This window comes from Streptomyces sp. LUP30 (genome assembly GCF_001746365.1).
Taxonomy (GTDB): Bacteria; Actinomycetota; Actinomycetes; order Streptomycetales; family Streptomycetaceae; genus Streptomyces.
Genome location: NZ_MJAJ01000040.1, coordinates 1 through 22,626, shown reverse-complemented (window position 1 = coordinate 22,626; position 22,626 = coordinate 1). Strand labels below are relative to the sequence as shown.

Genomic DNA, 22,626 nt, shown 5'->3' with positions numbered 1-22,626 from the left:
AAGACCCGTACTCGTGTTGTGTCCTTCCGGCGTACGGCGCAAACAGCCCGGGTATCACCAAACAGGCGGAAGACGGGGCGTCAGCTGCCGTGGGTGAACGAGGGGTTGAGTAGGTATGGCGTACTGGTACGAGGGCCCTTTGGCCGCATTTGACACGGAGACGACGGGCGTCGACGTGGAGACCGACCGGATCGTGTCGGCCGCCCTCGTCGTCCAGGACGCGCCGGGCGCGAGGCCGCGGGTGAGCCGGTGGCTGGTGAACCCGGGCGTCCCGGTGCCCGCAGGGGCGACGGAGGTGCACGGGCTGACGGACGACCACCTGCAGCGCAACGGCCGCTGGCCGTCGCCGGTGATGTTCGAGATAGCCGAGCTGCTCGCCGAACAGGCCGCGGCCGGACGGCCGTTGGTGGTCATGAACGCGCCGTTCGACCTGACGCTGCTCGACCGCGAGCTGCGCAGGCACCGCGCCTCGTCGCTGGGCGACTGGCTGGACGCGACACCGCTGCGGGTGCTGGACCCGCGGGTGCTGGACAAGCACCTGGACCGCTACCGCAAAGGGCGGCGCACGCTCACCGACCTGTGCGCGCACTACGACGTGACGCTGGCGGAGGCGCACGACGCGGCGGCGGACGCGCTGGCCGCGCTGGAGGTCGTCAGGGCGCTGGGCCGCCGGTTCGCGACCCGGCTGGAGCGGCTGTCCCCCGCCGAACTGCACACCCTGCAGACGACCTGGCACGCGGCGCAGGCGCGGGGGCTGCAGGCGTGGTTCGCCCGCAGCGGCACGCCGGAGACGGTGGACACGTCGTGGCCCCTGCGGCCGGAGCTGCCGGCGGCGGCGTAGGACGCCTGTCGGCGGACACGAAAAAGCCGGTCCGCTCGACGCGGACCGGCCTCTCCCGGTGGGCGATACTGGGTTCGAACCAGTGACCTCTTCGGTGTGAACGAAGCGCTCTCCCACTGAGCTAATCGCCCGGGAACGCACTGAACCATACAGGTCCCCGCACGCTTCCTTCAAACCGCTTCCAGGTACGCCGCCAGACCGCGCCGCCCGGCACGCATCATCAGCCGATGGTTCAGGCGGAACAGCGGCCGCCCCGGCACGGCGAGCCGCCTCAGCAGCGGCTTGTCCACGCGGACCGCCTGGTCGTAGCGGGCTGCGGCGCCGGAGCCGTCGGCGGTGACCGTCCAGCGCGCCCAGCCGTCGAGATCGCCGGACAGGGCGACCTCCAGGACCCCTGCCGCCGGATCGCTGCGCACCGCGCGCACCGTGAAGGTCAGGTCGTACGGAAGGGTGGAGCGGACGCGCACGACGCCGGTCGTGTCGTCGACGCGGGCCACCTCGCGCACCTGGGGCCACCAGCGCGGGTAGTCCTCGGGCCGCCCCAGCGCCTCGTACACGCGCGCGGGCGGCGCGGGCAGGGCCCACAGGCTGTGGAAGCGGTAACGGGTCCAGTCCATGGGCAGAGTGTGCCCGCGCACGGCCCGAGCAGTGCGGATGAGTACGTTCTGAGTACGTGCGCTCATGCCGGCGGGCGTGACGCGAACCACACTCCGAGGCATGACGTATTTCCCGCCCCCGGCCGAGGAGCTGCGGCTCCTCGACACCGAGCTGCGACAACTGGACGTCCGCCGGGCCCACTTGCTGGCCCGACGCGCCTGGTTGGTCACCGCGCTTCAGCAGGCGTCCGCGCCTGTCGCGCCGGGATGGCCGAGCCCGCCCGCGCCCCCGTTCCCGTCCCGGCGTCCCGAGACCACCGCCCCCGGCGTGCAGAACGTTCTCCTTCTGCTCGGCGGGATCCTGCTCACCGTCGCGGCGATGGTCTTCACCCTGGTCAGCTGGGGCCACCTCGGGATCGCGGGGCGCAGTGCGGTGCTCGGCGCGGTCACACTCGCCGTGCTCGGCGCACCCGTGGCGCTTCTGCGGCGGGGGTTGCGTTCGACGGCCGAGTCGGTCGCGGGTCTCGGTCTCGCGCTGACGGCGCTGGACGCGTACGCCCTGCACGAGGCGGCGTTCACGGCGGCGGACGGCACGACGTACGCGGCGGCGGCCGCGACGGTGCTGGCGACGCTCTGGGCGGTGTACGGCACGGCGCTCACCGCGCTGCCGGGGACGGCCGCGCTCCGGCTGCCCCGCCCGGCCGCCCTGACGGCCGGCCAGCTCCCGCTGCCGCTCTGGGCGCTCGCGGCCGGAGGCGGGGCGCACTCGGTCACGGCGGCGGCGCTGCTGACGGCGGCGTTCGACGCGGCCGTCGGTCTGCGGGTCGCGCAGCGGTCGGTGCGCACGGTGGCGGTGGGGTGCGCGCTCGCCACCGGCGGCTGGGGCGCGGCGGCGGCCGTGGGGCTGTCGTTGGAGGCGACCGGTCCGGGTGAGGCGACCCGTGCGGCCGTGCTCCTCGCCCTCGCGGCGGCGGTGGCCCTGTGCGTGGCCCGGTTCGCGCCGCATCCCGGTTTCGTGTCGGGCGGGGCGCTGGCCGGCGCGCTGTGCGGGGTCGCCGGTCTGGGTGGCGTCCTGCGGGCTTCGACGCCCGGCGACTGGACCGTGCCCGGGTATCTGGCCTGCGGGATCGCGCTGGTGGGCGTCGTCCGGGGTCCGGAGGCGGTGCGCCGGGGCGTCGTCTGGGCCTCGGGTCTCGTCCAGGCGGGGGCGGTGCTGTGGGCGGCCCCGGCCGTCGGCGTCACGCTGCTGGGTCCTGCGGCCCGGCTCGGGCACATCTGGTCCGGGGCTCCGGCCGACGCCCGTGCCGCGGTGACGGTCGACGCCTTGTGGCCGCCGTACACCGTCACGGCTCCCCTGCTCCTGGCCGCGGTCGCGGTGGTCCTGGCCACGGCGGTGCCGGACGGCGAGTGGCGTCCGCGGGCGCGGACCGCCGCGCTGACGCTGCTCTGCGCCGCGGTGGTCGTGGCGCCCGCCGCACTGGAACTCCCCTATGCCGCCGCCCTGTTCGTGCCGGGAGTCACGGCTGCTGCGCTGCTGGCGCACAAGACGCGGACGACCGCCGGGTTCGCCCTGCTCGTCTCGCTCGGTCTCGCCTTCCTCTCCCTGGCCACCGAGACGGCGACGCTGACCGTTCTCGCGGTGCTGACCGCGATGTTCGCGGGGGCCGCGTGGCGCGGCCGTGCGACGGCCGTGTCCGCCGGCGCGTCCCTGGTCTGTGCCACGGCCCTGGCCGTGGCAGCGGGCGCCGCCGCCGGGTGGCGGCCGGAGCACATCGCCCTGCTGGTGCTCCTGGTCCCCGTGGTCGCGGCGCTGGTCGCACCGCGGATCGACGACCGGGTGACGACCGTCGTGGTGGAGGCCGTCGGCGCCGGGGCGGGCCTGTCGGCCGTCGGCCTCGCGGTGCTCGACCCGCCGCTGCTCGCCCTGGTGCTGGCCCTGTGCGCGGTGATCGCCGCGGGCACGGCCGTACGCCCGGACCGTCGTCGCGCCGGGTACGCGGCGGTCGCCCTATTCGTGCTGGCCTCCTGGGTGCGGCTGGCGTCCTGGCAGGTGGGGCTCGCGGAGGCGTACACCCTCCCGGTGACGGTCCCGGCCCTGCTCGTCGGGGCCCTGCGCCGCCGCCGGGACCCGGCGGCCTCGTCCTGGACCGCGTACGGTCCCGGTCTGGCGGCCACGCTGCTGCCGAGCCTCGCCGTGGCCTGGGGCGACCCCGGGTGGGCCCGCCCTCTGCTGCTGGGCGCGTCCGCGCTGCTGGTGACCCTGCTGGGAGCCCGGCACCGTCTGCAGGCCCCGCTCGTGCTGGGCGGGTCGGTTCTCACGCTGGACGCGCTGCACGAACTCGCCCCGTACCTGGTCCAGGTGACCGACGCGCTCCCGCGCTGGGCGCCGCCCGCCCTCGCCGGACTGCTGCTGCTCGCACTCGGGGCGACGTACGAGCAGCGGCTGCGGGATGTCCGGCGGGTGCGGGAGGTCCTGGAGAGGATGAACTAGCCGGGCGTCACGGCATCTTGTCGCCGAGCAGCGCCAGGTTCTCGATGGCGGCGAGGCCGTAGAGCGCCGTGTCGTTGGTGGCGACCCAGGTGGCTTCGCTGCCCGCGACCAGGGTGGCGGGGCCGCTGAGCGGCTCCGTCTTCCACGGCGAGGACTCGGTGTAGCCGTCGGAGCCGTAGAACTTCGCCCACGCCCGCTTGGCGAGCGCCGCGTCGCCGGTCTGGACGGCGGCGTAGGCGTCGAGGCGCGAGTGGCCCTGGAACAGCAGCAGGGTGCCGAAGTTGGAGCCGTAGCGCGCCGCCTGTTCCGCCTTGGTGGCGTTGAAGTAGCGGCAGTAGTCGAAGTAGGCCTCGTTGAACTTCGGCATGTCGACCAGGTGGATCAGCTCGGCGCACAGTTCGTTCAGGCCGAAGACCGCCGACAGGTGGGAGACGCCGACCACCGGGGCGCTCGCGACGGCGAACCGGCCGGTGTCCAGGTCGTACAGGCCGCTGCCCTGGACGAAGCCGTTGGGCTGGGCGGCGATCGTCTCCATCGTGGACAGTACGCGCGCCTTGGCCTTCTCCCACTTGGGGCCCTTGCGTTCCCACTCGGTGAGCCAGGCCGACACCAGCCCGCTCCAGTCGGTGCCGAAGCCGATCGACAGGGCGTGCCGGTCGGGCGTGTAGGGCTCGGTGCGGATCTTGCGCAGCGGGTCGAGGGCGAGGAACGTCTCGTCGGAGTCGACGTTGGCGTGCATGAGGTCGCCGACGCGTTCGTCGGCGGTGAGGAAGTAGTAGTAGCGCCGGTAGGTGGTGTTGGCGATGCGCTGCTGCTTGGCGCTGTCGGCGTAGTGCTGCACGCCGTGCCGGGTGCCCAGCCCCGCCCACTGGCCGAGGTGGTAGACGTCGACCTCCCCGGTGTGCCGGGTCATCGACTCGGCGAAGCGGAAGATGTCCGCGCGGCCGGACCGCAGGTACGCCATCCAGAGCCAGATGTCCGGCGACAGCTCGGAGTTGTCCCAGGCGTAGCCGCCGATGTCGTAGCGCCACTGGTGCCGGACGGCGTCGTAGGTGTGCATGATGTCGCCGTAGTCCCAGAAGCCGTACCAGCGGCGCTGTTCCACCTGGTCCTTGTAGTAGGTGAAGAGGAAGTCGAGATGGTCCTCGATCCTGGCCTTGGCGGGGGTGGAGCGGTCGGGCTCGGAGTAGAGGCCCGGGCCGAGGACCTTGGCCTTGATGAGCTGCCTGGGCGGGGCGGCGAGCTGCGGCAGCACCCGTACGGCCGCGACCTGTTCGGCCAGCTTCTCCGGCGACGGCGTCGACTCGTTGGCCCAGAACATCAGCTCGGAGGTACGGGCGATCCCGTAGGGGGTGCCGAAGCCGGGCTCGTAGTCCTCGTAGGTGATGTTGAGGCCTTCGAGCTGCTCGGGGTAGGTGTCCTGGCCCATGCCGTCGTGGTAGAAGCGCAGGTCCATGGGCTGCGCCTCGGGCGACCAGAGCCAGAGGGTGACCTCGGCCTCGTCGGTGTGCGCCTCGCGGACGTCGAGCTGGGCGGGGTGCTTCTCCCAGAAGTCCCTGAGGCCGAAGGAGAAGCCGCCGCTCACCCCGCCGACGTAGCCGAAGCCGGAGGCGCGCCTGCCGCCGCCCGCGCCGATCCAGCCATGGCCCTTCTTGGTGCGCTTGCGCACCGTGAAGCCGTCGGCGGAGAGCTGGGAGAGGGTGTAGTCGCCCCACTCGGGGATGTACTGGAGCCGGGTGGTCACCCGCTGGTCCCAGGTGGACGGGTCGGGCAGCTTCCGGCCCGCGTACTGGGCCGCCTGGACCGCGGCGCCCGGGTCGCGGCGCAGTCCGGTGATGCCCTTGACCGCCTCGCGCAGCAGGCCCGAGCCCTCACCGCCGAGGCGGATGTGCCGGTCGTAGGACTCGTCGCGCATCGGGACGGTGAACCGGACGCCCAGCCCCCGGATGAAGTCGCCACTCGCCTTGCCGGGTTCCTGCTTCCCGTCGTAGGTGATGGTGTGGACCATGCGGAAGGAGTCGGCGCCCGCGTAGAAGTAGAGGCGGATGGAGAACGGCAGCCAGCTGCGGCCGCCCCTGCGGTGCTTGCCGTCGATGCGGACGACCGCGCGGACCGGGCCGGACTGCTCGACGGTGACGCCGTCGACGACCCCGTCGAAGCGCTCGGTCCGGACGGAGCCCTGGTCCTCGTCCTCGATCTCGGGCTGGCGGATCAGCACCAGCCGGCCGTTCCTGGCGATCTCGGTGGAGCCGCGGGTGACGGACTTGACGATCGTGGAGCCCGACTTGCCGATCTTCGCCGTGATGACGCCGGTCGAGACGTCGACGGTGCCGCCGCGCTTGTCGACGGTGACCTTCTCGGCGGGGGCGGCCGGGGCGCCGGCGGCGAGGGTGAGCTTGCCGACGCCCGAACTCACGGCGTGGGCGGTCCACTTGAGGGAACCGTCGGGCCAGTAGGCGATCGGCCAGGACTGTACGGGGACGTCCTTGCCGTCGGCGTCGGTCAGCGCGAAGGTCTGGTCCTCCCGGTGGGCGCCCATGGGCCAGGGCACGCCCAGCGTGGAGCCAGGGGCGGCGCCGAGGCCGCCGTCCTCCAGCCAGTCCAGGGTGACGGGGTCGGCGTCCGCCGCCCCGGCTCTCGGCGCGGCCTCGGCGTCCTTGGCTCCTAGGGCCCAGCTGAACTGCGCGGCGGCGCCGGCGACGGCCGCCGCCTTGAGCAGGGACCTGCGGGGGATGGGAGACATGAGATGCAGCCTTCCTTTCCGTGCGGGATGCGCAACGGGATGGTCAGGGGCATGACAGACAGAGGGCGCGGCGCACGGGGCGCCGGCCCTGGACGAGGCCGCCGCCGTCAGCGGCGCCGGGACCGCACCTCGACGGCGACGGCCGCCGCGGCGGCGGCCCCGAGGACGGGGACCGCCAGCGGCGGCAGGAACCAGGCGGACAGGGCGACGACGGCCAGCCCGCAGACGATCAGGAAGGACCCCGCGGGATCGCGCACGGTGCGCCGCCCGGCGCCCGCGAGCAGCGCCCGCCAGCGGGAGCCGGGCGTCCAGACGGCCGCCGCCCGCAGCACGGCCACGGCGAGCCCGATCAGCGCGAAGACGCCCACGGACCCGACGAACGGCCCGCCGGGAAGACCGGCCCGCGAGGCCAGGACGTCCAACAGGACGGCGGCGGCCGCCGCCCAGCCGGCGAGCCCGACGACCCATCCGCCGCGCACGGCCGCGCGGAAGTCCGCGGCGAAGTCCCGCAGACCGCCGTCCTGATGGGTCGTACGACGGCGCAGGTGCCGTGCGCCGGCGGCGAAGGCCGCCGGGTAGGTGACGACCCCGAGGCAGGCCACCGCGATCCACACTCCGGTGAGCAGACACTCGGCGAAGACCGCGAAGCGCTCGCCGAACACCGACTCCCCGCGCGCGGAGCGGGCCCTCACCCGTGCTTGCGCCATGGTGACCGCCTCAGCCCTTCAGTCCGGAGGTCGCCATGCCGTCGATGAGATGGCGCTGGAAGGCCATGAAGAAGGCGACGACCGGGACGAGCGCCACCAGGGACATCGCGATCATGCTGCCGTAGTTGGAGATGCCCTCTTGGTCGCGGAACATCATCAGACCGAGCGAGACCGTGTACTTGGAGGGGGTGTTGAGGTAGATCAACGGGCCCATGAAGTCGTTCCACGCGTTGATGAAGGCGAAGATGGCGCTGGTGATGATCGCGGGGCGGCTCAGCGGCAGCACGATGGACCAGTAGGTCCTCAGGTGCCCGCAGCCGTCGAGCTTGGCGGCCTCGTCCAGCTCGCGCGGCAGTCCGCGCATGAACTGGACCATCAGGAAGACGAAGAACGCCTCCGTGGCCAGGAACTTGCCCGCCACGAGCGGGACGAGCGTGTCGATGTAGCCGAGCTTGCGGAACAGTACGTACTGCGGGATGAGCAGCACGTGGTACGGCAGCAGCAGCGTGCCGATCATCAGGGTGAACAGCAGGTTCCGCCCGGCGAACCGGATCTTGGCGAAGGCGTACGCCGTCAGCGAGCTGGAGAGCACCACGCCGGCCACGGCCAGGACGGCGTACATCAGCGAGTTGGTGAAGAAGCTGCCGATGGAGATCCCGGAGATGCCGTCGGCGAGCCCGGAGAAGTTCGCCCAGACCGGTTTTGCGGGCAGCAGGTCGAGGCTGGCGATGATGTCCTTGCTGGGCTTGAACGACGCGCCGAGCACCCAGATCACCGGGTAGAGGACGACCGCGAGCACGAGCAGCGCGCCCACGTGCCAGACGAGGGACCCGATACGCCGCCGCTCGTTCGCGGCCCGCGCGACGGCAGTGGTGGCAGTGGTCACTTGGCGGCCTCCTCGTAGTGCACCCACTTCTTCTGCGACCAGAACAGCACCGCCGTGACCAGCGCCACCGCAACCACCAGCGTCCAGGCCATCGCCGAGGCGAAGCCCATCTGGGCCTCCTTGAAGCCCTTCTGGTAGAGGTAGCAGGTATAGACCAGTGTGGCGTCGGCCGGTCCGCACCGGGTGTCGGAGACGACGTACGCCGAGCCGAACACCTGGAACGCGTGGATCGACTCCAGCAGCACGTTGAAGAAGAGGACCGGGGAGATCATCGGCAGCGTGATGTTCCAGAACCGCCGGAAGGGGCCGGCCCCGTCCATCTCCGCGGCCTCGTACAGTTCCCGCGGCACCTGCTTGAGACCCGCCAGGAAGATGACCATCGGCGCGCCGAACTGCCAGATGCTCAGCGCCACCAGCGCGTACAGGACGTAGTCCGGGTCTCCGATCCAGCCGCCGACGTCGAGTCCGAAGAGCTTCTGCGTCCGGTCGACCACGGCGTCGTCGGAGAACAGCGCCCGCCACACGAAGCCCACGGAGACGCTGGCCCCGATGAGCGACGGCATGTAGAACGCGGCCCGGTACAGGGCCTGTCCGCGCCGCTTCTGCGCGAGCAGCAGCGCCACCCCGAGGGCGAGGAGCAGCTTCAGCGGTGTGGCCACGACGACGTACTTCAGCGTGACCTGCACCGACTTCTGCCAGCGCGGATCCTGGAACATCGTGGTGAAGTTGTCGAGACCCACCCACCGGGGCGGCGTGAACAGGTTGTAGCTGGTGAACGCGTAGTACAGCGAGGCGATCATCGGCCCGGCCGTGAGCAGCAGGAACCCCGCGATCCACGGCGACATGAAGAGATAGCCGGCGAGATTCTCGCGCCGCCGCCCGCGCCGCCCGGCGACCGGAGCGGCGGAGCGCTTCTTCGCCGGGCGGGCGGGTGCTTCCTTGACGAGCGTCATGGTGGTACGTCCCCTCAGCCCGCGAACGCGGCCTTGGCCTCGCTGAACAGCGCCTTCGCGGCGTCGGCCGGCTTGGTCTTGCCCTGGGCGACCTCACCGCCGATGCGCAGGAAGGCCGCCTCGACGACATCCGCGCCGGACGGGTGCGGGGTGATCTTCCCGAGCACTCCCGCCTTGGCGACCTCGTCCTCGTAGGCCGCCACACCCTTGTTCTGGGCGTCGGCCGGCTTGAAGGCGTCGTACTGCTCGGTGGTGGCGAGGATGCCGCGGTCGTAACCCATGATCTTGCCGACCTCGGGGTCGTGGACCATGAAGTCGATGAACTGGGCCGCCTCCTTCGGGTGCTCGGTCCCGGAGAAGGCGCTCAGCATCAGCGAGCCGAGGTACTGGCCGGTGTCCTTGCCGTTCGTGGTGGGGATCGGCGCGAGCCCGTAGTCCGACTCGCCCTCGCCCTCGTAGCGGATGGAGAAGTTGTCCCAGGTGAACTCGGACGCGGCCAGGCCCGCCGAGAGCCCCGACTTCGGCTTGACCTGCTCGATCTTCTTCGGGTCGGCGACGAGCCCGGCCTTCACGCGCTTGTAGCCGTCCTCCCACCACTGCGTCACGTCGTCCTCGGTGAAGCCGAGACCGGTCTCCGTGAAGAAGGCCTTGCCGTTCTGACGCAGGTACAGGTCGTAGAGGTACATGATGGCGAAGTAGCCGGTGTCGCCGGCGATCTTCAGTTTGTCCTGGACCGTCTGCAGCGCGGCGAAGTACTCGTCCCAGGTCCAGCCGAACTTCGCCGCCACGCCGGCCTTCTTGAAGGCCTTCAGGTCGATGACGAGCGCCATGGTGTTCGCGCCGACCGGTACGCCGATCTGCTTGCCGTCGACCTGACCGTTCGCCAGAACGCCGTTGCGGAAGTTATCCAGCTTCAGGTTCCCCGCGTCCGCCTGCGCCTTGAGATCCATCAGAACACCGCGCTTGTCGTACTTGCGCAGAAAGCCGACCGCATTCTGGAAAACGTCCGGCGGATTCCCACCGGAGGCCTGGGTCTGGAACTTCTCCCAGAACGCCTCGTAGTCGGTGAATTCGGGCTTGATCTTGATCTTCGGGTACTTCTTCTCGAAGAGCGCGATCGTCTTCTTGATGGCGATGGTGCGCGGCTCGCCACCCCACCACGCGTAACGGATCGTCACCGTCCCATCGGCGGAGGTCCCGCTGTCTCCCCCGCACCCGGTGGTCGCGGCCAGGCCCAGCGTGGCCGCCGTCGCCCCCGCGGCCTTGAGGATCGTTCGCCTCTCAACATTCCTGCTGGTTCCCACAGTCGGGCCCTCCCCGCAGCGTCATTGCCACTTGCATGAATCGTTTCAAGAAAGCGCTTGCTGGCACAAGGTACGAGGGGGTTGAGGGAGCGTCAATGATTCGGACAGGAATTTCTTGTGCGGCGGCTCCACGGCGAGGCGGCCGTTCCCGGACGGCCCGACACTCACCCGAGCGCGAAACCCCTGGTGAGGAGCTTCCGTTCGGCACACCGAACTGAGGATCAGGTTTCGCACCTGAGGGGCGAACGGCTGAAACCCGCCTCGGGAGGGCGAGTTGATGCTGAGCGGGATGGGGTGCCCCGGGACATCAGACGAACTGATGGGGCATGAAGGGGCCCGGGGGGCGTGTGGGGGGCTTGCCTGTGGGACGGGGATGAGGGCGGGACGGCGACAAGGGCGGAGGCGGGGGCGGTAGGTGACGGGGTGTGACCGGGGGTGGGCTTCGGGGGCAGAGGCTGGGGCAGGGCCCGAGATGGGGCGGGCATCGGCCCCGGGGACGGCGGGGACGCCGGAACGGACGGCCCTGCGGGTCGGCGGTGCGCCGACGGCACCCCTCCACCGAGTTCGACCGGCCACCCGGAACGGCCACCCACTTGACCCGACGGGAAGCCCGACCAGCACAGAGCGTCGGAGCCGAAGGGAGCGCCGCGAGAGGTCGGCCCCTGGGCTCGTCAGGGAGGTCGGGGAGGTCGGGGAGGTCAGGGCACCGGCTACCCGGGCCATCGGCGACACCGGGCGGAGCGGCCCTCTCGGTCCCACGGGAGGCGTGGCGAGAACCCACCGCCCGGGCAGACGGCAGGCCGGCAGCGGCAGCGGCTGAAGCCGACGGGGACGCCGGGGAGGGCCGGCCCCTCGGCACCGGCGGGGCCGGTGGAGGCCGGTCGCCGGATCCCGTGCCACTCGGGCCGCAGGGGCAGCGCCGCCGCAGCGGACGCAATGGGCAGTACGAACACACGGGCCGCCGCGCCGAGCCGCACGGGCCACGGAGAGCCGCAGGTGCCGAGGGCCGGCGAGGGTCGGCGAGGGCCGGCGAGGCCATGTCCGGCCGTGGCGGCCAAGACGGCCGGAAGGGGCCTGGACGGGTGGCAAGACGGCGTCGGCCCGTCTGCGGTTTCACAGACGGGCCGACGGTCCGGGTGGGCGATACTGGGTTCGAACCAGTGACCTCTTCGGTGTGAACGAAGCGCTCTCCCACTGAGCTAATCGCCCGGACGCAGGAAGAACATTACCCCATGTCAGGGGGTGAGGGTGACCATGTACGAGGGCGGACGGAGGCCTCCGTCCGCCGACGGCCGCGGGCTATTGGTCCTTGATGTTCCAGGGCATCTCCAGCCCGAACTTCCACACGTAGACCCCCAGCACCGCCCCGATGACCACCAGGCCGATCGAGGTCAGGACGATGTTGCGGCGCCGGACCTTCGGGTCCAGGGCGCGCTGGGCCGCCTCGGTGACCTTGCGCTTGGTCCAGCGGAGCACCAGCTGGGCCCAGACGAACTCGGTCGCCCAGATCGCCATGCCTCCGAAGATCACGACCCAGCCGGGGCCGGGGAGCGGGAGCATGACGATGCCGGCGCCCACCACGGCGAGGCCGAGCACGAAGACGCCGACCTGCCAGCTGAGGTGCAGCGCGCGGCGCGCCTTGACGAATTCGGGGGCCCTGGAGCCCAGCCCCTGTCCGTGCTGCTCCTGCGCCGCTCCGTCCGGTTCCGCCCCGTTCGCCGTCGCGGCAGCGTCGCCGGACTCGTCACTCCCCGTATTCATACCGCCAGACCCTACCCGAGAGATTCCGGTCACCGGAATGGTGGCACTCGGCGATCGAGGTGTCGGCCGGAAGAGTTACGTAAAGGCACGCAAAACACGCAGAGGGGTTTACAACGGCACCGTAGGTGGCATGTCGATTTCGCCGACGTGCGAATCCCCGAGCGCACACTGAGCGAAAGGCCCTGGCGCTTATGAACACCACGGTCAGCTGCGAGCTGCACCTGCGCCTCGTTGTGTCGAGCGAGTCCTCCCTGCCTGTCCCCGCAGGCCTGCGGTACGACACGGCCGACCCCTACGCCGTGCACGCCACCTTCCACACCGGAGCCGAAGAGACCGTCGAGTGGGTGTTCGCCCGCGACCTCCTCGCCGAAGGGCTGCACCGGCCCACCGGCACCGGCGACGTCCGCGTCTGGCCGTCGCGCAGTCATGGTCAGGGCGTCGTCTGCATCGCCCTGAGCTCCCCTGAGGGCGAAGCCCTGCTCGAGGCCCCGGCGCGGGCCCTGGAGTCCTTCCTGAAGCGGACGGACGCGGCCGTGCCTCCGGGCACGGAACACCGGCACTTCGATCTCGACCAAGAGCTCTCGCACATCCTGGCGGAGAGCTAGGGCGAGGCTCACACCGAGCCGCCCGGCGCCGTCCACTCGGGGAGACGGTTCGGGCTGATACAACCGCATAGGGCATGCGCCGACGCCGCGCCACGGGCTGCCGTGGGGCGGCGTCGGCGTGTCTGCGGCCGCCCCGGCGACGCTCCCCCGGCGGTCCGTCGTTCCGGGCCGACCGAATCCGGGTCCCCGTTCGGCCGTGGTTCGGCGGCCCGGTGCGGCTACCATCGGCCAGCATCGGCGGGCATTCGCCCGACCTCCAGGCCAGGGAGCGAAACGTGCTGATCACCCACGACACCCGGTGCGCGCTCGACGCCGTGGTGGATCTGGTGAACACCGCCCCGGAGGACGGCACGACCCCGGACGCGCTGCCGGATGTCGCCGCCCTCGAGGATTTCGTGCGAAACCACGACATAAGCGACGTCGGCGTGCTCTCCGAGTTCGACCTGTCCGCGGTGCGCAAGATCCGCGGGCGGTTCGCCGGGATCTTCGCCGCGACGGACCCCCGGGTCGCGGCCGGACTGATCAATGATCTGGTGGCCGCCGCGGGCACCACACCCCGTCTCACCGACCACGACGGCTACGACTGGCATGTGCACTACTTCGCGCCCGGCGCGTCCGTCGCCGACCACCTCGCGGCCGACTGCGGGATGGCGCTGGCCTTCTTCGTGGTCGCCGGGGAGCAGGAGCGGCTGCGGCGTTGTGAGGCCCCGGACTGCCGGCGGGCCTTCGTCGACCTCTCGCGCAACCGGTCCCGCAGGTACTGCGACAGCCGCACCTGCGGCAACCGGCTCCATGTGGCCGCCTACCGGGCGCGCCGCAAGGAGGCCGCGGGCTGAGCAGCCCGCGGACCGAGGTCCTCGTGCGCGTGCGGGAGGGGACCGGAAGGTCGCTCTCCCCACGGGGGAGCGCCGGAAAGTCACTCGATGCCGACGGTCCCCGGCGGGTGACGCCGGGGACCGCGGGTACGGCTCACAGCAGCAGCAGATCATGCAGCGAGGCCATGAGCAGCAGACACCCGATCACCGCCAGGAAGATCATCAGCGGTGGCTGGGAAAGGGCGAAGAGGCACCCGCGCGGCTCGTCCTGAGGGGGCGCGGCGTCGCTCTGTGTCGTGTCCAGCATCTCGCGGGCGATGATGACGCAGGTTGCATCCTCGGCGCGATCAAGACGCACGATTGAGCGGGAGTTCGCCGTAATCCGTGACGTCGGTTTCAGGCCGTGATCATTTCCGCGCGCGCACGGGCCGACTGTGTCGTTTCGGCGGTCCGCCCCGCCTGCCGCGGTTCAGGCCGCGACGCTCCCGTTCTCCGCCTCCGCGGCCGCTTCATATGCCGTGCTTCTTGAGGATGGCCTCGATGTCGCTGAAGTCGTCGGCGCCGCCGGTGGCCCTCGGGGCGGCCGCGGGTCGGGACGCCGGAGAGGAGGCCTGCCCCAGTGAGGGCGCCGAGGCGGCGGGGGCCACCGCGTCCGTCCGTGCGGCGCGGGCCGCGGCTCTGCGCTCCTTGCGGGTGCCGCCGCGGCGACGCTCCACCGTCCGGGTGGTGGCGAAGAGGGCCCAGGCCCCGCCGAGCACGAGGAAGCCGGCCCAGGCGGTGGGACTGAAGGCGGTGTCGACGACCCATCCCACGGCCCCGGTCATCACCAGCCCGAGCGGTACGAGGGCGTAGGCCGCGATACGGGCCGCGGCCAGGAAGCGTTTGCGGTAGGCCGTGACCGCCGCGATGCCCAGGCCGGCCACGGCGACGGCGGAACAGACGGTCTCGGCAATCATCCGGTCCTCCAGGCGTTGGCTCACTAGGGCGGGATCAGACCGACTCGGCAGCACGGTCCGCGGGCCGGGGCGCCGCTTCGTCGTCCCTTCCATCCTGCACCTGCGCGGGCCCCGCGGGCCACGCTCCGGCCGGACATCAGGGACATCTCCGGGTCGGCTCCTCCGCAGGTGCCGCACCCGCTCGTCCCTGACCCGCCCGCGATGCCGGCCCGCCGGTTCGCGTGCGATTCCGGTGCGCGCGGCACCGTAGGTCCGGATTGGGGCGGTCGGGCGGTGGCTGGGAGACTGTCCCCATGAGCGACTCGTCCCCGGCCTCCTCCGCCTCCTCACCCTCCCCGGCCTCCCCCGGCGCCCCCTCCCCCGCCGCGCCCACGCCGGCCGCGGCCGTCTCGGGGCACGGCCGTGCCGTCGTCCTCGATGTCTGGTGCGAGCTGCAGTGCCCCGACTGCCGTGGCGCGCTCGACGATCTGCGCCTCCTGCGCGAGCGCTACGGCGACCGGCTGGAGCTGCGGCTTCGGCACTTCCCGCTGGAGAAGCACAAGCACGCCTTCGCCGCCGCGCAGGCGGCCGAGGAGGCGTGGGAGCAGGGGCAGGGGTGGACCTACGTCGAGGCCGTGCTGGGCCGGGTCGAGGAGCTGGACCGTAGGGGGGAACCCTTCCTGGTCGAGGTCGCCGGCGAACTGGGGCTGGACGCCGAGGAGTTCGACACCGCCCTGATCGACGGCCGGCACATGCTGATCGTGGACGCCGACCAGGCCGAGGGCAAGGCGATCGGCGTGAGCGGGACCCCGACGTACGTCATCGGCGGCGAGCGGCTGGACGGCGGCAAGAGCCAGGACGGGCTGCGCGCACGGATCGAGGAGATCGCCGACCGGCTCCTGGCCGAGCAGGCCTGAACCGGGACGGCAACCCGACGGGAAGAGGCCGGCCGGGCCGCCGGTCGGCCCGGCCCGCCCACTCGACCCGCCCCGCCCCGGTCCGGGTCGACGGACCCGCCGCCCGGCCGGCGTGCCGATCGCCCGGCCGGCGGGGTCTCAGACCAGGTTCTTGTACATCGAGTAGCCCACCGGCACGTATCCGAGCGACTCGTACAGCCGCTCGGCCGGAGTGTTGCCGGCGAAGACGTTGAGGCCGAGGACCCGCTTGCCGTTCCCGATCGCCTGCGCCTCGGCCAACAGCATCAGGGAACGGCCGTGGCCGCGGCCCCGGTGGGCCTCGTCGGCCTCGACGTCGAACACGAACGCCTTGTCGTCGGTGAACGACACCCAGAGCGAGCCGACCGGCCGGCCTTCGTGTTCCAGGACGCTGATCAGCGTGTCCGGCGTGGCCAACCCCTGGGGAAGCAGCCGCTCGTGGTCCCGCCGCGACCTGGCCCACGCCTCCTGCTCGGGCACCCCGCGGTCGCACCAGTCCTGGGCGTAGACGGCGAGCGCGCGCTCCAGCCAGGGCCCGAACTCCGCTTCGGTCATGGACCTGCCCAGGCTGCCGTCGGGCAGGGCGGGCGCGGCGGCCGCGAGGATCTTCTCCATGCCGCGGTTGCGGTGGACGTAGCCGAGCGCGGTCGCCAGGCGCAGCGCGGTGCCCGCGTCGGCCGGCACCCTGAGCTCGATCCGTGTGCAGCCCCAGCCGCGGGCCACCTCCTCGGCCGCAAGCGCCGCCACCGTTCCCCGGCCCCGCCCGCGGTCCCGCTCGTCGATGTGCAGGTCGGCGATCAGGGCGACGCCGGGGCCGAAGACCGGGGACGTGGAGAGGCGGACCTCGCCGACGGGACGGCTGCTGACGCACACCTGGTAATGGCGTGAGAGCGCCCCGTCGGCGGAGCGTTGCAGCGGCTCGGTCGGCCGCAGGGTCGTGGTCATCAGGGGTGTTCTACCCCTCTGCGGAGCAGAACGGCAGCCCGTTTTCCCGGTGCTCACCGAGTGGGCCGGCGCCCCTCACGGGTCGAGGTCGTGTCCACTGCGCTCGGCGAAGATCCGCATCGCCTTGGCGGTCACCGGCCCGGGAGCGCCCGGCAGTTCGCGGTCGTCGACGCGGTGGACGGCCTGGACGTCGCGCAGGGTGGAGGTGAGGAAGACCTCGTCGGCCCGCTCCAGCACGTCCAGCGGCAGGTCGCTCTCGTGGGCGCCGGTCCACTCGACGGTCAGCTCGCGCGTGATGCCGGCGAGGCAGCCCGAGGCGAGCGGCGGGGTGTGGATCTCGCCGTCCAGGACGACGAAGACGTTGGATCCGGTGCCCTCGCAGAGCCGCCCGACGGTGTTGCCGAACAGCGCCTCGGTGGCGCCCTGTCGGTGGGCGCGGGCCAGGGCGACGACGTTCTCGCCGTACGAGGTGGTCTTGAGCCCGGTGAGCGCACCGCGTTCGTTGCGGGTCCAGGGGACCGTGACGACGGCCGTGGAGTCCGCGCGCCGGGTGGTCGCGCCGAGGGCGACGGCGAGGGTGGGGCCGTGTTCGCCCCGCTCCGAGCCGAGGGGGGCCGGGCCGCCGGTGTAGGTGATGCGCAACCGGCCGAGCGGCATCGGGTTCGCTTCGAGGACGGCGGCGCAGGCGCGGCGGACCTCGTCGTGGTCGGGGTCGGGCAGGCCGAGGCCGCGGGCGGAGCGGGTCAGCCGGTCGAGGTGGCGGGTGAGCGCGAAGGTCGTCCCGTCCACCGCCTTCAGCGTCTCGAAGACGCCGTCGCCCACGGTGAGCCCGTGGTCGAAGACGGAGACGCGGGCGGAACCGCTGTCCTGCAGCCCGCCGTCGAGCCAGATCTTCACGTAAGCGTCCCTTCACTCACTTCGTACGCACCCGACGCTACCGCGAGCAGTCGGGAAGCCTTGAGCTCGGTCTCGTCCCACTCGGCCTCGGGGTCCGAACCCCAGGTGATGCCCGCGCCGGTGCCGAACCGCAGCACGGCCCCGCCCCCGGGGGACCGCTCGATCCAGAAGGTGCGGATCCCGACGGCCAGCTCGCCCGTGCCCCGGTCGGCGTCGACCCAGCCGATGCCGCCGCAGTACGGGCCGCGGGGCGCCGTCTCCAGCGCGTCGATGATGCGCAGGGCGCTGGACTTGGGGGCGCCGGTGACCGAGCCGGGCGGGAAGGCGGCGTCGAACAGCTCGGGCCAGCCGGCGTCCTCGTCCAGTTCGCCGCGGACCGTGGAGACGAGGTGGACCAGGCCCGGATGCTTCTCGACGGCGCACAGGTCGGGGACGGTCACGCTGCCGGTGGCGCAGACCCGGCCGACGTCGTTGCGGACGAGGTCCACGATCATCACGTTCTCGGCGTAGTCCTTGGCGAGGAGGTCCGCCTCGGTGCGCCCGGTCCCCTTGATGGGCCCGGACTCGACGACCCTGCCGTCGCGGCGCAGGAACAGCTCGGGGGACGCGGTGGCCGTCTCCACGCCGTGCGCAGGCAGGCGAATCGTTCCTGCATACGGTGCCGGGTTGCCCCGGGCGAGCAGCGCGGTCAGCGCGTCGACATTGGCGTCGGGGGCCACCGGCGCGGTCAGGACGCGGCACAGGTTGGCCTGGTAGACCTCGCCGGCCGCGATGTGCTCGCGGATGCGCCGCACGCCCGCCGTGTACGCGGCGCGGTCGAGGGACGACGTCCAGTCACCGGCGGCGGGCCCCTGCCAGGCCCTCGGCACCGGGGCGGGCACGGGCTCCTCGCGCACGTCGGCGAAGCGCGCGCAGAGCCGACGGCCCTCGAAGTCGGCGCACACGGCCCAGAATCCCTCGGAGTCGAGGGCCGCGGGATCGCTGGTCACGTCGAGGAGGCCGGTGGCGACGCGGCCGCCGAAACGGGCGAGAGGAGGGAGGTCGAGCACGCTGTCGAGTCTAGGACGGGCCGTCCGGGGACGACCCGCGCACGTCCCGGATGTCCCGGCAGGGGCCCCTGACCAGGTCGGCATGCGGGCACAGCGCAGCACGCTGCACAAACGCGTTTTTGTACTGGCCCGGGAATCCGCTAGAGTTCAACTCGTCGCCGGGCCGTGAGAGCGGAACGAAACGACAAGCGGACGTAGCTCAGTTGGTAGAGCGCAACCTTGCCAAGGTTGAGGTCGCGAGTTCGAGCCTCGTCGTCCGCTCGAAGGAACAAGGGGTCTTCCCGGTCCCCTACACTCCTGGTGGAGTGGCCGAGAGGCGAGGCAACGGCCTGCAAAGCCGTCTACACGGGTTCAAATCCCGTCTCCACCTCCAAGGACGATTAGCTCAGCGGGAGAGCGCTTCCCTGACACGGAAGAGGTCACTGGTTCAATCCCAGTATCGTCCACTGGATCTGCTCGAAGATCCGAACCCGCGCGATTAGCTCAGCGGGAGAGCGCTTCCCTGACACGGAAGAGGTCACTGGTTCAATCCCAGTATCGCGCACGCACGGCACATGATCTCCGGATCGTGTTCCCGAGGACGATTAGCTCAGCGGGAGAGCGCTTCCCTGACACGGAAGAGGTCACTGGTTCAATCCCAGTATCGTCCACACCCCGAGAAGCCCCCGGCCGCCTCAGCGGCCGGGGGCTTCTCGTCGGTTCCGGTTCAGCTGGAGAACAGCATGTGCCCGAAGCTCTTGTGACGGTGGTGACCGCCGTAGTGACCACCACCGTGGTGACCGCCGCCGTGCGGGGCCGGCGCGCCCCAGGCGGGCGCCACCGGGGCCGACGGGTACGCCTGCGGAGCGGCAGGGGGCGGCGGCGCGGGCTGGGACCACTGGGACTCGACGCGGGTGAGCGCCTCCAGTTCGCCGTAGTCGAGGAAGATCCCCCGGCAGTTGCTGCACTGTTCGATCTGGACGCCGTTGCGGTTGTACGTGTGCATCTGAGCGTGACACTTCGGGCACTGCATGGTTCGGCTCAACTCCTCGCCGGTCGGTGCTGTTTCGCCTGCCGCCAGGACAGACACTGTCCGGCTGCGGTCGGTTGCACCCTACTTCGCCGAGTCCGCCGCCAACTGCGGCGGGACGTTTCCCATTCGGGCGCACGCGTCGACCAGGCACTGCTCGACCTCGTCCAACGGCCTGCCCCGCGCCGCCGACTTGGTGACCGCGCGTGCCGCCGTCTGCACGGTGAGTGCGCGCGCCGGGACGTCGAGGGCGGGCCAGGGGTCGCCCGAGGCGGGGACGGCGGGTCCGCCTCCGGAACGGTACGCGTCGAGAAAACGGGTCCACTCCTCCGGCGGGAGCAGACCGCACGCGTACCAGGCGGCCGGGCGGGCGAGGTCCCAGGCCGGGACGCCGACGCCGAGATCGTCGACGTCGATCAGCCGCCAGGGGCCGTCCGGAACGGGATGACGGACGAGCTGGCCGAGGTGGAGGTCGCCGTGGCAGACGACGCCCGGCCCGGGCATCGGCGCCTCGGCGCGGGCCCAGGCGGGCAGCGCGCGCCAGGCGCTCAGGACGGCCGCGACCGCGGGATGCCGTCCCACGGCGGCCAGGCGGGCCACGGCGTGCGCGGCCTTGGCGGGGCCGCGCATCGGCGGCAGGGCGGCCGGGGCCGGGACTCGGTGCAGACGGCCGAGCAGGGCGCCGGCGGCCTCCCAGGGAGCGGCGTCCGGGTCGGCCGGGTCCACCGGGGCGCCGTACGGCCAGAAGGTCACCAGCCGGCCGTGCAGCTCGGCCGGGGTCGCCGCGAGAGGCGGGAGGAGGACGTCGGGGAACTCGGCGGCGAGGGCGAGACGCGGGGCGAGGGCGGCCGGGTCGGTGCCGGGGGCGTGCGCCTTCGCCACGGTGTCGGCGTGCCGGACGACGGTGGCGTCCGCGCGGTCGGCGAGGGTGTCCGCGCCGCAGGAGCAGGCCGTGACCGTACGGTGAGCGCGGGCTCCGGCCCGCAGGGCCAGCTCGGCGAGCAGGGGATGGGCGGTCACGGGGCTCCAGAACTGCGGCGTACGGGTCTTCCGGTGAGGGTACGCAGACGCGACGACGCCCGGTGGGTCCGTGGGGGGAAAACAATGCAGGCGCAGCTCCCCAGCTGCGCCTGCATCTTTTGCCGTCCGCCGCACCCCCGTCCCCACGGGGTTTCATGGGTGGATGTCCCCGCCCGGACCGCTCTTCCGGGCCTGGGGTCGCCGCTCAGCGCCCCAGCATCACTCCCACGGACGACGCCTGTGTGGCCACTGTCTCCCAGCCGTCGAAGACGACGAGGAGCAGGACCGCCAGGGGAAGGGCCATCAGCGTCGCCACCAGGGGGTGGCGGCGGCCCGTGCGACGAGGACGCGTGGTGCGTCCCGGTGTGCGGAGCATCGTCCGCGGTGCCGTAAGGGCCATGGTCCCTCTCCTGACCTGATCAGTTGTCGTTTGCAGCGGCGGGTGTCTGACCTCGGGGGACGAGTGCTGCACCCGCCGCTTGACCTCAAATCTAGGCGGACGGCGTTCGCCGCACGTCATGCCCTCGTACCGATTGCCGGGCCTCCCGGAGGATGAGCCGTGACCTGCGGAGTACTCCCCTGGGTGGAGACGGGGACCTAGGTCTCGGGGTCTTCCCGGAAGGGGCGCCCGCTGCGGGCCGGTATGTCCGAGCTCTCCTCTCGCGGGATCGGGTGCTCGACCAGGGCGAGCACCCTGTTCGCCATGAATCGGGCCGTCCGCACCGAGGTGCCGTTTCGCGTGACTTCGCTCACTTCCACCACCCCTCGGCGTACCGCCGTCTCCACACGGCGGCCCGCCCTGCTCGCCGTCACCTCGTAGGTCCGGGTCGTGTCGCCGGCGTCGACGACTATCTCCACACGGTCACCCTTCACGGGTTCAATCCCCCTTCTGCGGCAGGTGGGTTGAGATCACGGTGCCGCCAATGCGCGGCTTTTCCCAGGCCCCCTGACCACCCTTCAATTCTCCCACCGGGCACTGACAATCGATCGGGACCGGAGGGCGCGGCCTCTGCGCGCGAACGGCCGTGGAAACGTAAGCTGTGCCACGTCAAACGGACCGGGCAGCGGGGATGAACATGGCGATGATGCGCCTGAGGCGCGAGGACCCGCGTGTCGTCGGCTCGTTCAGGCTTCACCGACGGCTCGGCGCGGGCGGCATGGGCGTCGTCTACCTGGGGTCCGACAAGAAGGGCCAGCGGGTCGCGCTGAAGGTGATCAGGCCTGATCTGGCCGAGGACCAGGAGTTCCGTTCGCGGTTCGCACGCGAGGTCTCGGCCGCGCGGCGGATCCGGGGCGGGTGCACGGCCCGGCTGGTCGCGGCGGATCTGGACGCGGACCGGCCGTGGTTCGCCACCCAGTACGTGCCCGGGCCCTCGCTGCACGACAAGGTCAACGACGAGGGGCCGCTCGGCGCCGCCGAGCTCGCCTCCATCGGGGCCGCGCTGTCGGAGGGGCTCGTCGCCGTCCACGAGGCCGGGGTCGTGCACCGGGACCTGAAGCCGTCCAACATCCTGCTCTCCCCCAAGGGTCCTCGGATCATCGACTTCGGCATCGCCTGGGCGACGGGGGCCTCGACCCTGACGCATGTCGGCACGGCGGTCGGCTCGCCCGGGTTCCTGGCGCCGGAGCAGGTGCGGGGGGCGCTGGTCACCCCGGCCACCGACGTGTTCTCGCTCGGCGCCACGCTCGCGTACGCCTCGACGGCCGACTCCCCCTTCGGGCACGGCAGTTCCGAGGTCATGCTGTACCGCGTGGTGCACGAGGAACCACAGCTGCACGGGGTGCCGGACGCGCTGGCGCCGCTGGTGCGGGCCTGTCTGGCGAAGGACCCCGAGGAGCGGCCCAGCACCCTCGATCTCTCCCTGCGTCTGAAGGAGATCGCCACCCGTGAGGCGCAGGGGCTCGCGGACGCGCGGCCTCCGGCGCCGCGGGCCGCCGAGGCGGACCGTCCCACCGGGCGGCTCTCGGACACCGGCCACTCCGAGCGCACGCTCCGCCACCAGAGCGGGCCCGGCACTCCGCCGCCGCGGGGCGGGACGTCGTCCTCGCGCGGCCCGGTCCCCTCACGCGGCGGGGCGCCGTCTCGCGGCGGGACCCCCTCCCGGGGCGGTGGCGCCCCGGGGGCGCGTTTCGG

22 protein-coding genes and 7 tRNA genes are annotated in these 22,626 nt (G+C 72.1%); 11 read left to right on the top strand and 18 right to left on the bottom strand.

Going from position 1 to position 22,626, the window contains the following annotated elements; translation table 11 throughout:
• Window positions 1-115 precede the first annotated feature (115 nt).
• On the top strand, window positions 116-841 hold the full coding sequence (locus tag BG482_RS27650; RefSeq protein ID WP_069771872.1) for a 3'-5' exonuclease: 726 nt from the start codon (window positions 116-118) through the stop codon (window positions 839-841).
• 59 nt (window positions 842-900) lie between these two features.
• Here the strand turns inward: BG482_RS27650 and BG482_RS27645 are convergent.
• Window positions 901-972, bottom strand: a tRNA-Val gene (locus BG482_RS27645).
• 39 nt (window positions 973-1,011) lie between these two features.
• On the bottom strand, window positions 1,012-1,458 hold the full coding sequence (locus BG482_RS27640) for an SRPBCC family protein (RefSeq protein WP_069771871.1): 447 nt from the start codon (window positions 1,456-1,458) through the stop codon (window positions 1,012-1,014).
• Window positions 1,459-1,558: 100 nt separating this feature from the next.
• On the opposite strand from BG482_RS27640, the gene BG482_RS27635 reads away from it, so the two are divergent.
• Window positions 1,559-3,928 (top strand): SCO7613 C-terminal domain-containing membrane protein, encoded by a 2,370-nt coding sequence (locus tag BG482_RS27635; protein ID WP_256096489.1) that lies wholly within the window; start codon window positions 1,559-1,561, stop codon window positions 3,926-3,928.
• Between the two features lie 7 nt (window positions 3,929-3,935).
• Here the strand turns inward: BG482_RS27635 and BG482_RS27630 are convergent, their stop codons facing one another.
• The 7 genes from BG482_RS27630 to BG482_RS27600 all read right to left on the bottom strand — a co-directional run bounded on the left by BG482_RS27630 (window position 3,936) and on the right by BG482_RS27600 (window position 12,282).
• Complete coding sequence (locus BG482_RS27630; RefSeq protein ID WP_069771869.1) at window positions 3,936-6,671, bottom strand: Tat pathway signal sequence domain protein; 2,736 nt, start codon at window positions 6,669-6,671, stop codon at window positions 3,936-3,938.
• Between the two features lie 107 nt (window positions 6,672-6,778).
• Window positions 6,779-7,378, bottom strand: a complete 600-nt coding sequence (locus tag BG482_RS27625) for a hypothetical protein (protein WP_069771868.1) — start codon at window positions 7,376-7,378, stop codon at window positions 6,779-6,781.
• 10 nt (window positions 7,379-7,388) lie between these two features.
• Window positions 7,389-8,264, bottom strand: coding sequence for a carbohydrate ABC transporter permease (locus tag BG482_RS27620; RefSeq protein ID WP_069771867.1), 876 nt, complete (start codon window positions 8,262-8,264; stop codon window positions 7,389-7,391).
• Window positions 8,261-9,217: a carbohydrate ABC transporter permease gene (locus BG482_RS27615; protein WP_069771866.1), complete on the bottom strand. Its 957-nt coding sequence runs from the start codon at window positions 9,215-9,217 to the stop codon at window positions 8,261-8,263. The genes BG482_RS27620 and BG482_RS27615 overlap by 4 nt, the downstream gene beginning before the upstream one ends.
• Before the next feature lie 14 nt (window positions 9,218-9,231).
• Window positions 9,232-10,521 carry an ABC transporter substrate-binding protein gene (locus BG482_RS27610; protein ID WP_069771865.1) on the bottom strand — a complete coding sequence of 430 codons (1,290 nt, stop codon included), beginning with the start codon at window positions 10,519-10,521 and terminating at the stop codon, window positions 9,232-9,234.
• A 1,137-nt stretch (window positions 10,522-11,658) separates the two neighbouring features.
• Window positions 11,659-11,730: transfer RNA gene (locus tag BG482_RS27605), tRNA-Val, on the bottom strand.
• A 90-nt stretch (window positions 11,731-11,820) separates the two neighbouring features.
• Entirely contained in the window at window positions 11,821-12,282 is a 462-nt protein-coding gene (locus BG482_RS27600; RefSeq protein WP_069771864.1) for a TIGR02611 family protein, read from the bottom strand.
• Between the two features lie 191 nt (window positions 12,283-12,473).
• Between BG482_RS27600 and BG482_RS27595 the strand changes: the two genes are divergently transcribed.
• Window positions 12,474-12,887 (top strand): SsgA family sporulation/cell division regulator, encoded by a 414-nt coding sequence (locus BG482_RS27595; RefSeq protein WP_004002642.1) that lies wholly within the window; start codon window positions 12,474-12,476, stop codon window positions 12,885-12,887.
• Window positions 12,888-13,162: 275 nt separating this feature from the next.
• Window positions 13,163-13,723, top strand: a complete 561-nt coding sequence (locus BG482_RS27590; RefSeq protein ID WP_069771863.1) for a CGNR zinc finger domain-containing protein — start codon at window positions 13,163-13,165, stop codon at window positions 13,721-13,723.
• 133 nt (window positions 13,724-13,856) lie between these two features.
• On the opposite strand, the gene BG482_RS44145 is transcribed toward BG482_RS27590, so the two are convergent.
• Both BG482_RS44145 and BG482_RS27580 read right to left on the bottom strand, forming a co-directional pair.
• Window positions 13,857-14,009 (bottom strand): hypothetical protein, encoded by a 153-nt coding sequence (locus tag BG482_RS44145; protein ID WP_020128804.1) that lies wholly within the window; start codon window positions 14,007-14,009, stop codon window positions 13,857-13,859.
• A gap of 202 nt (window positions 14,010-14,211) precedes the next feature.
• Window positions 14,212-14,658: a hypothetical protein gene (locus BG482_RS27580; RefSeq protein WP_069771861.1), complete on the bottom strand. Its 447-nt coding sequence runs from the start codon at window positions 14,656-14,658 to the stop codon at window positions 14,212-14,214.
• A gap of 293 nt (window positions 14,659-14,951) precedes the next feature.
• On the opposite strand from BG482_RS27580, the gene BG482_RS27575 reads away from it, so the two are divergent.
• Window positions 14,952-15,554: a DsbA family protein gene (locus tag BG482_RS27575; RefSeq protein WP_256096488.1), complete on the top strand. Its 603-nt coding sequence runs from the start codon at window positions 14,952-14,954 to the stop codon at window positions 15,552-15,554.
• A gap of 138 nt (window positions 15,555-15,692) precedes the next feature.
• Here BG482_RS27575 and BG482_RS27570 read toward each other — a convergent pair whose 3' ends face one another.
• The 3 genes from BG482_RS27570 to BG482_RS27560 form a co-directional block, all read right to left on the bottom strand.
• Window positions 15,693-16,517 (bottom strand): GNAT family N-acetyltransferase, encoded by an 825-nt coding sequence (locus tag BG482_RS27570; RefSeq protein ID WP_176741475.1) that lies wholly within the window; start codon window positions 16,515-16,517, stop codon window positions 15,693-15,695.
• Window positions 16,518-16,592: 75 nt separating this feature from the next.
• Complete coding sequence (locus BG482_RS27565) at window positions 16,593-17,414, bottom strand: aminotransferase class IV (protein ID WP_069771860.1); 822 nt, start codon at window positions 17,412-17,414, stop codon at window positions 16,593-16,595.
• On the bottom strand, window positions 17,411-18,463 hold the full coding sequence (locus BG482_RS27560) for a chorismate-binding protein (RefSeq protein WP_069771859.1): 1,053 nt from the start codon (window positions 18,461-18,463) through the stop codon (window positions 17,411-17,413). The genes BG482_RS27565 and BG482_RS27560 overlap by 4 nt, the downstream gene beginning before the upstream one ends.
• A gap of 188 nt (window positions 18,464-18,651) precedes the next feature.
• Between BG482_RS27560 and BG482_RS27555 the strand changes: the two genes are divergently transcribed.
• From BG482_RS27555 to BG482_RS27535, 5 genes are all read left to right on the top strand, one after another.
• Window positions 18,652-18,724 (top strand) — tRNA-Gly (locus BG482_RS27555).
• A 38-nt stretch (window positions 18,725-18,762) separates the two neighbouring features.
• Window positions 18,763-18,836, top strand: a tRNA-Cys gene (locus BG482_RS27550).
• A gap of 1 nt (window position 18,837) precedes the next feature.
• A tRNA-Val gene (locus BG482_RS27545) sits at window positions 18,838-18,909 on the top strand.
• Between the two features lie 26 nt (window positions 18,910-18,935).
• Window positions 18,936-19,007 (top strand) — tRNA-Val (locus tag BG482_RS27540).
• 34 nt (window positions 19,008-19,041) lie between these two features.
• Window positions 19,042-19,113, top strand: a tRNA-Val gene (locus BG482_RS27535).
• Between the two features lie 56 nt (window positions 19,114-19,169).
• Here BG482_RS27535 and BG482_RS27530 read toward each other — a convergent pair.
• The 4 genes from BG482_RS27530 to BG482_RS27515 all read right to left on the bottom strand — a co-directional run bounded on the left by BG482_RS27530 (window position 19,170) and on the right by BG482_RS27515 (window position 21,365).
• Window positions 19,170-19,475: a zf-TFIIB domain-containing protein gene (locus tag BG482_RS27530; protein ID WP_079142217.1), complete on the bottom strand. Its 306-nt coding sequence runs from the start codon at window positions 19,473-19,475 to the stop codon at window positions 19,170-19,172.
• 81 nt (window positions 19,476-19,556) lie between these two features.
• A complete protein-coding gene (locus BG482_RS27525; protein ID WP_069771857.1) occupies window positions 19,557-20,492 on the bottom strand; it encodes an aminoglycoside phosphotransferase family protein in 936 nt (311 codons plus the stop codon).
• Window positions 20,493-20,697: 205 nt separating this feature from the next.
• Window positions 20,698-20,892 carry a hypothetical protein gene (locus BG482_RS27520; RefSeq protein WP_069771856.1) on the bottom strand — a complete coding sequence of 65 codons (195 nt, stop codon included), beginning with the start codon at window positions 20,890-20,892 and terminating at the stop codon, window positions 20,698-20,700.
• Window positions 20,893-21,089: 197 nt separating this feature from the next.
• A complete protein-coding gene (locus BG482_RS27515; RefSeq protein ID WP_069771855.1) occupies window positions 21,090-21,365 on the bottom strand; it encodes a hypothetical protein in 276 nt (91 codons plus the stop codon).
• 197 nt (window positions 21,366-21,562) lie between these two features.
• Here BG482_RS27515 and BG482_RS27510 point away from each other — a divergent pair.
• Window positions 21,563-22,626, top strand: a 1,064-nt coding sequence (locus tag BG482_RS27510) for a serine/threonine-protein kinase (protein ID WP_069771854.1), incomplete at its 3' end; no start/stop codon positions are given.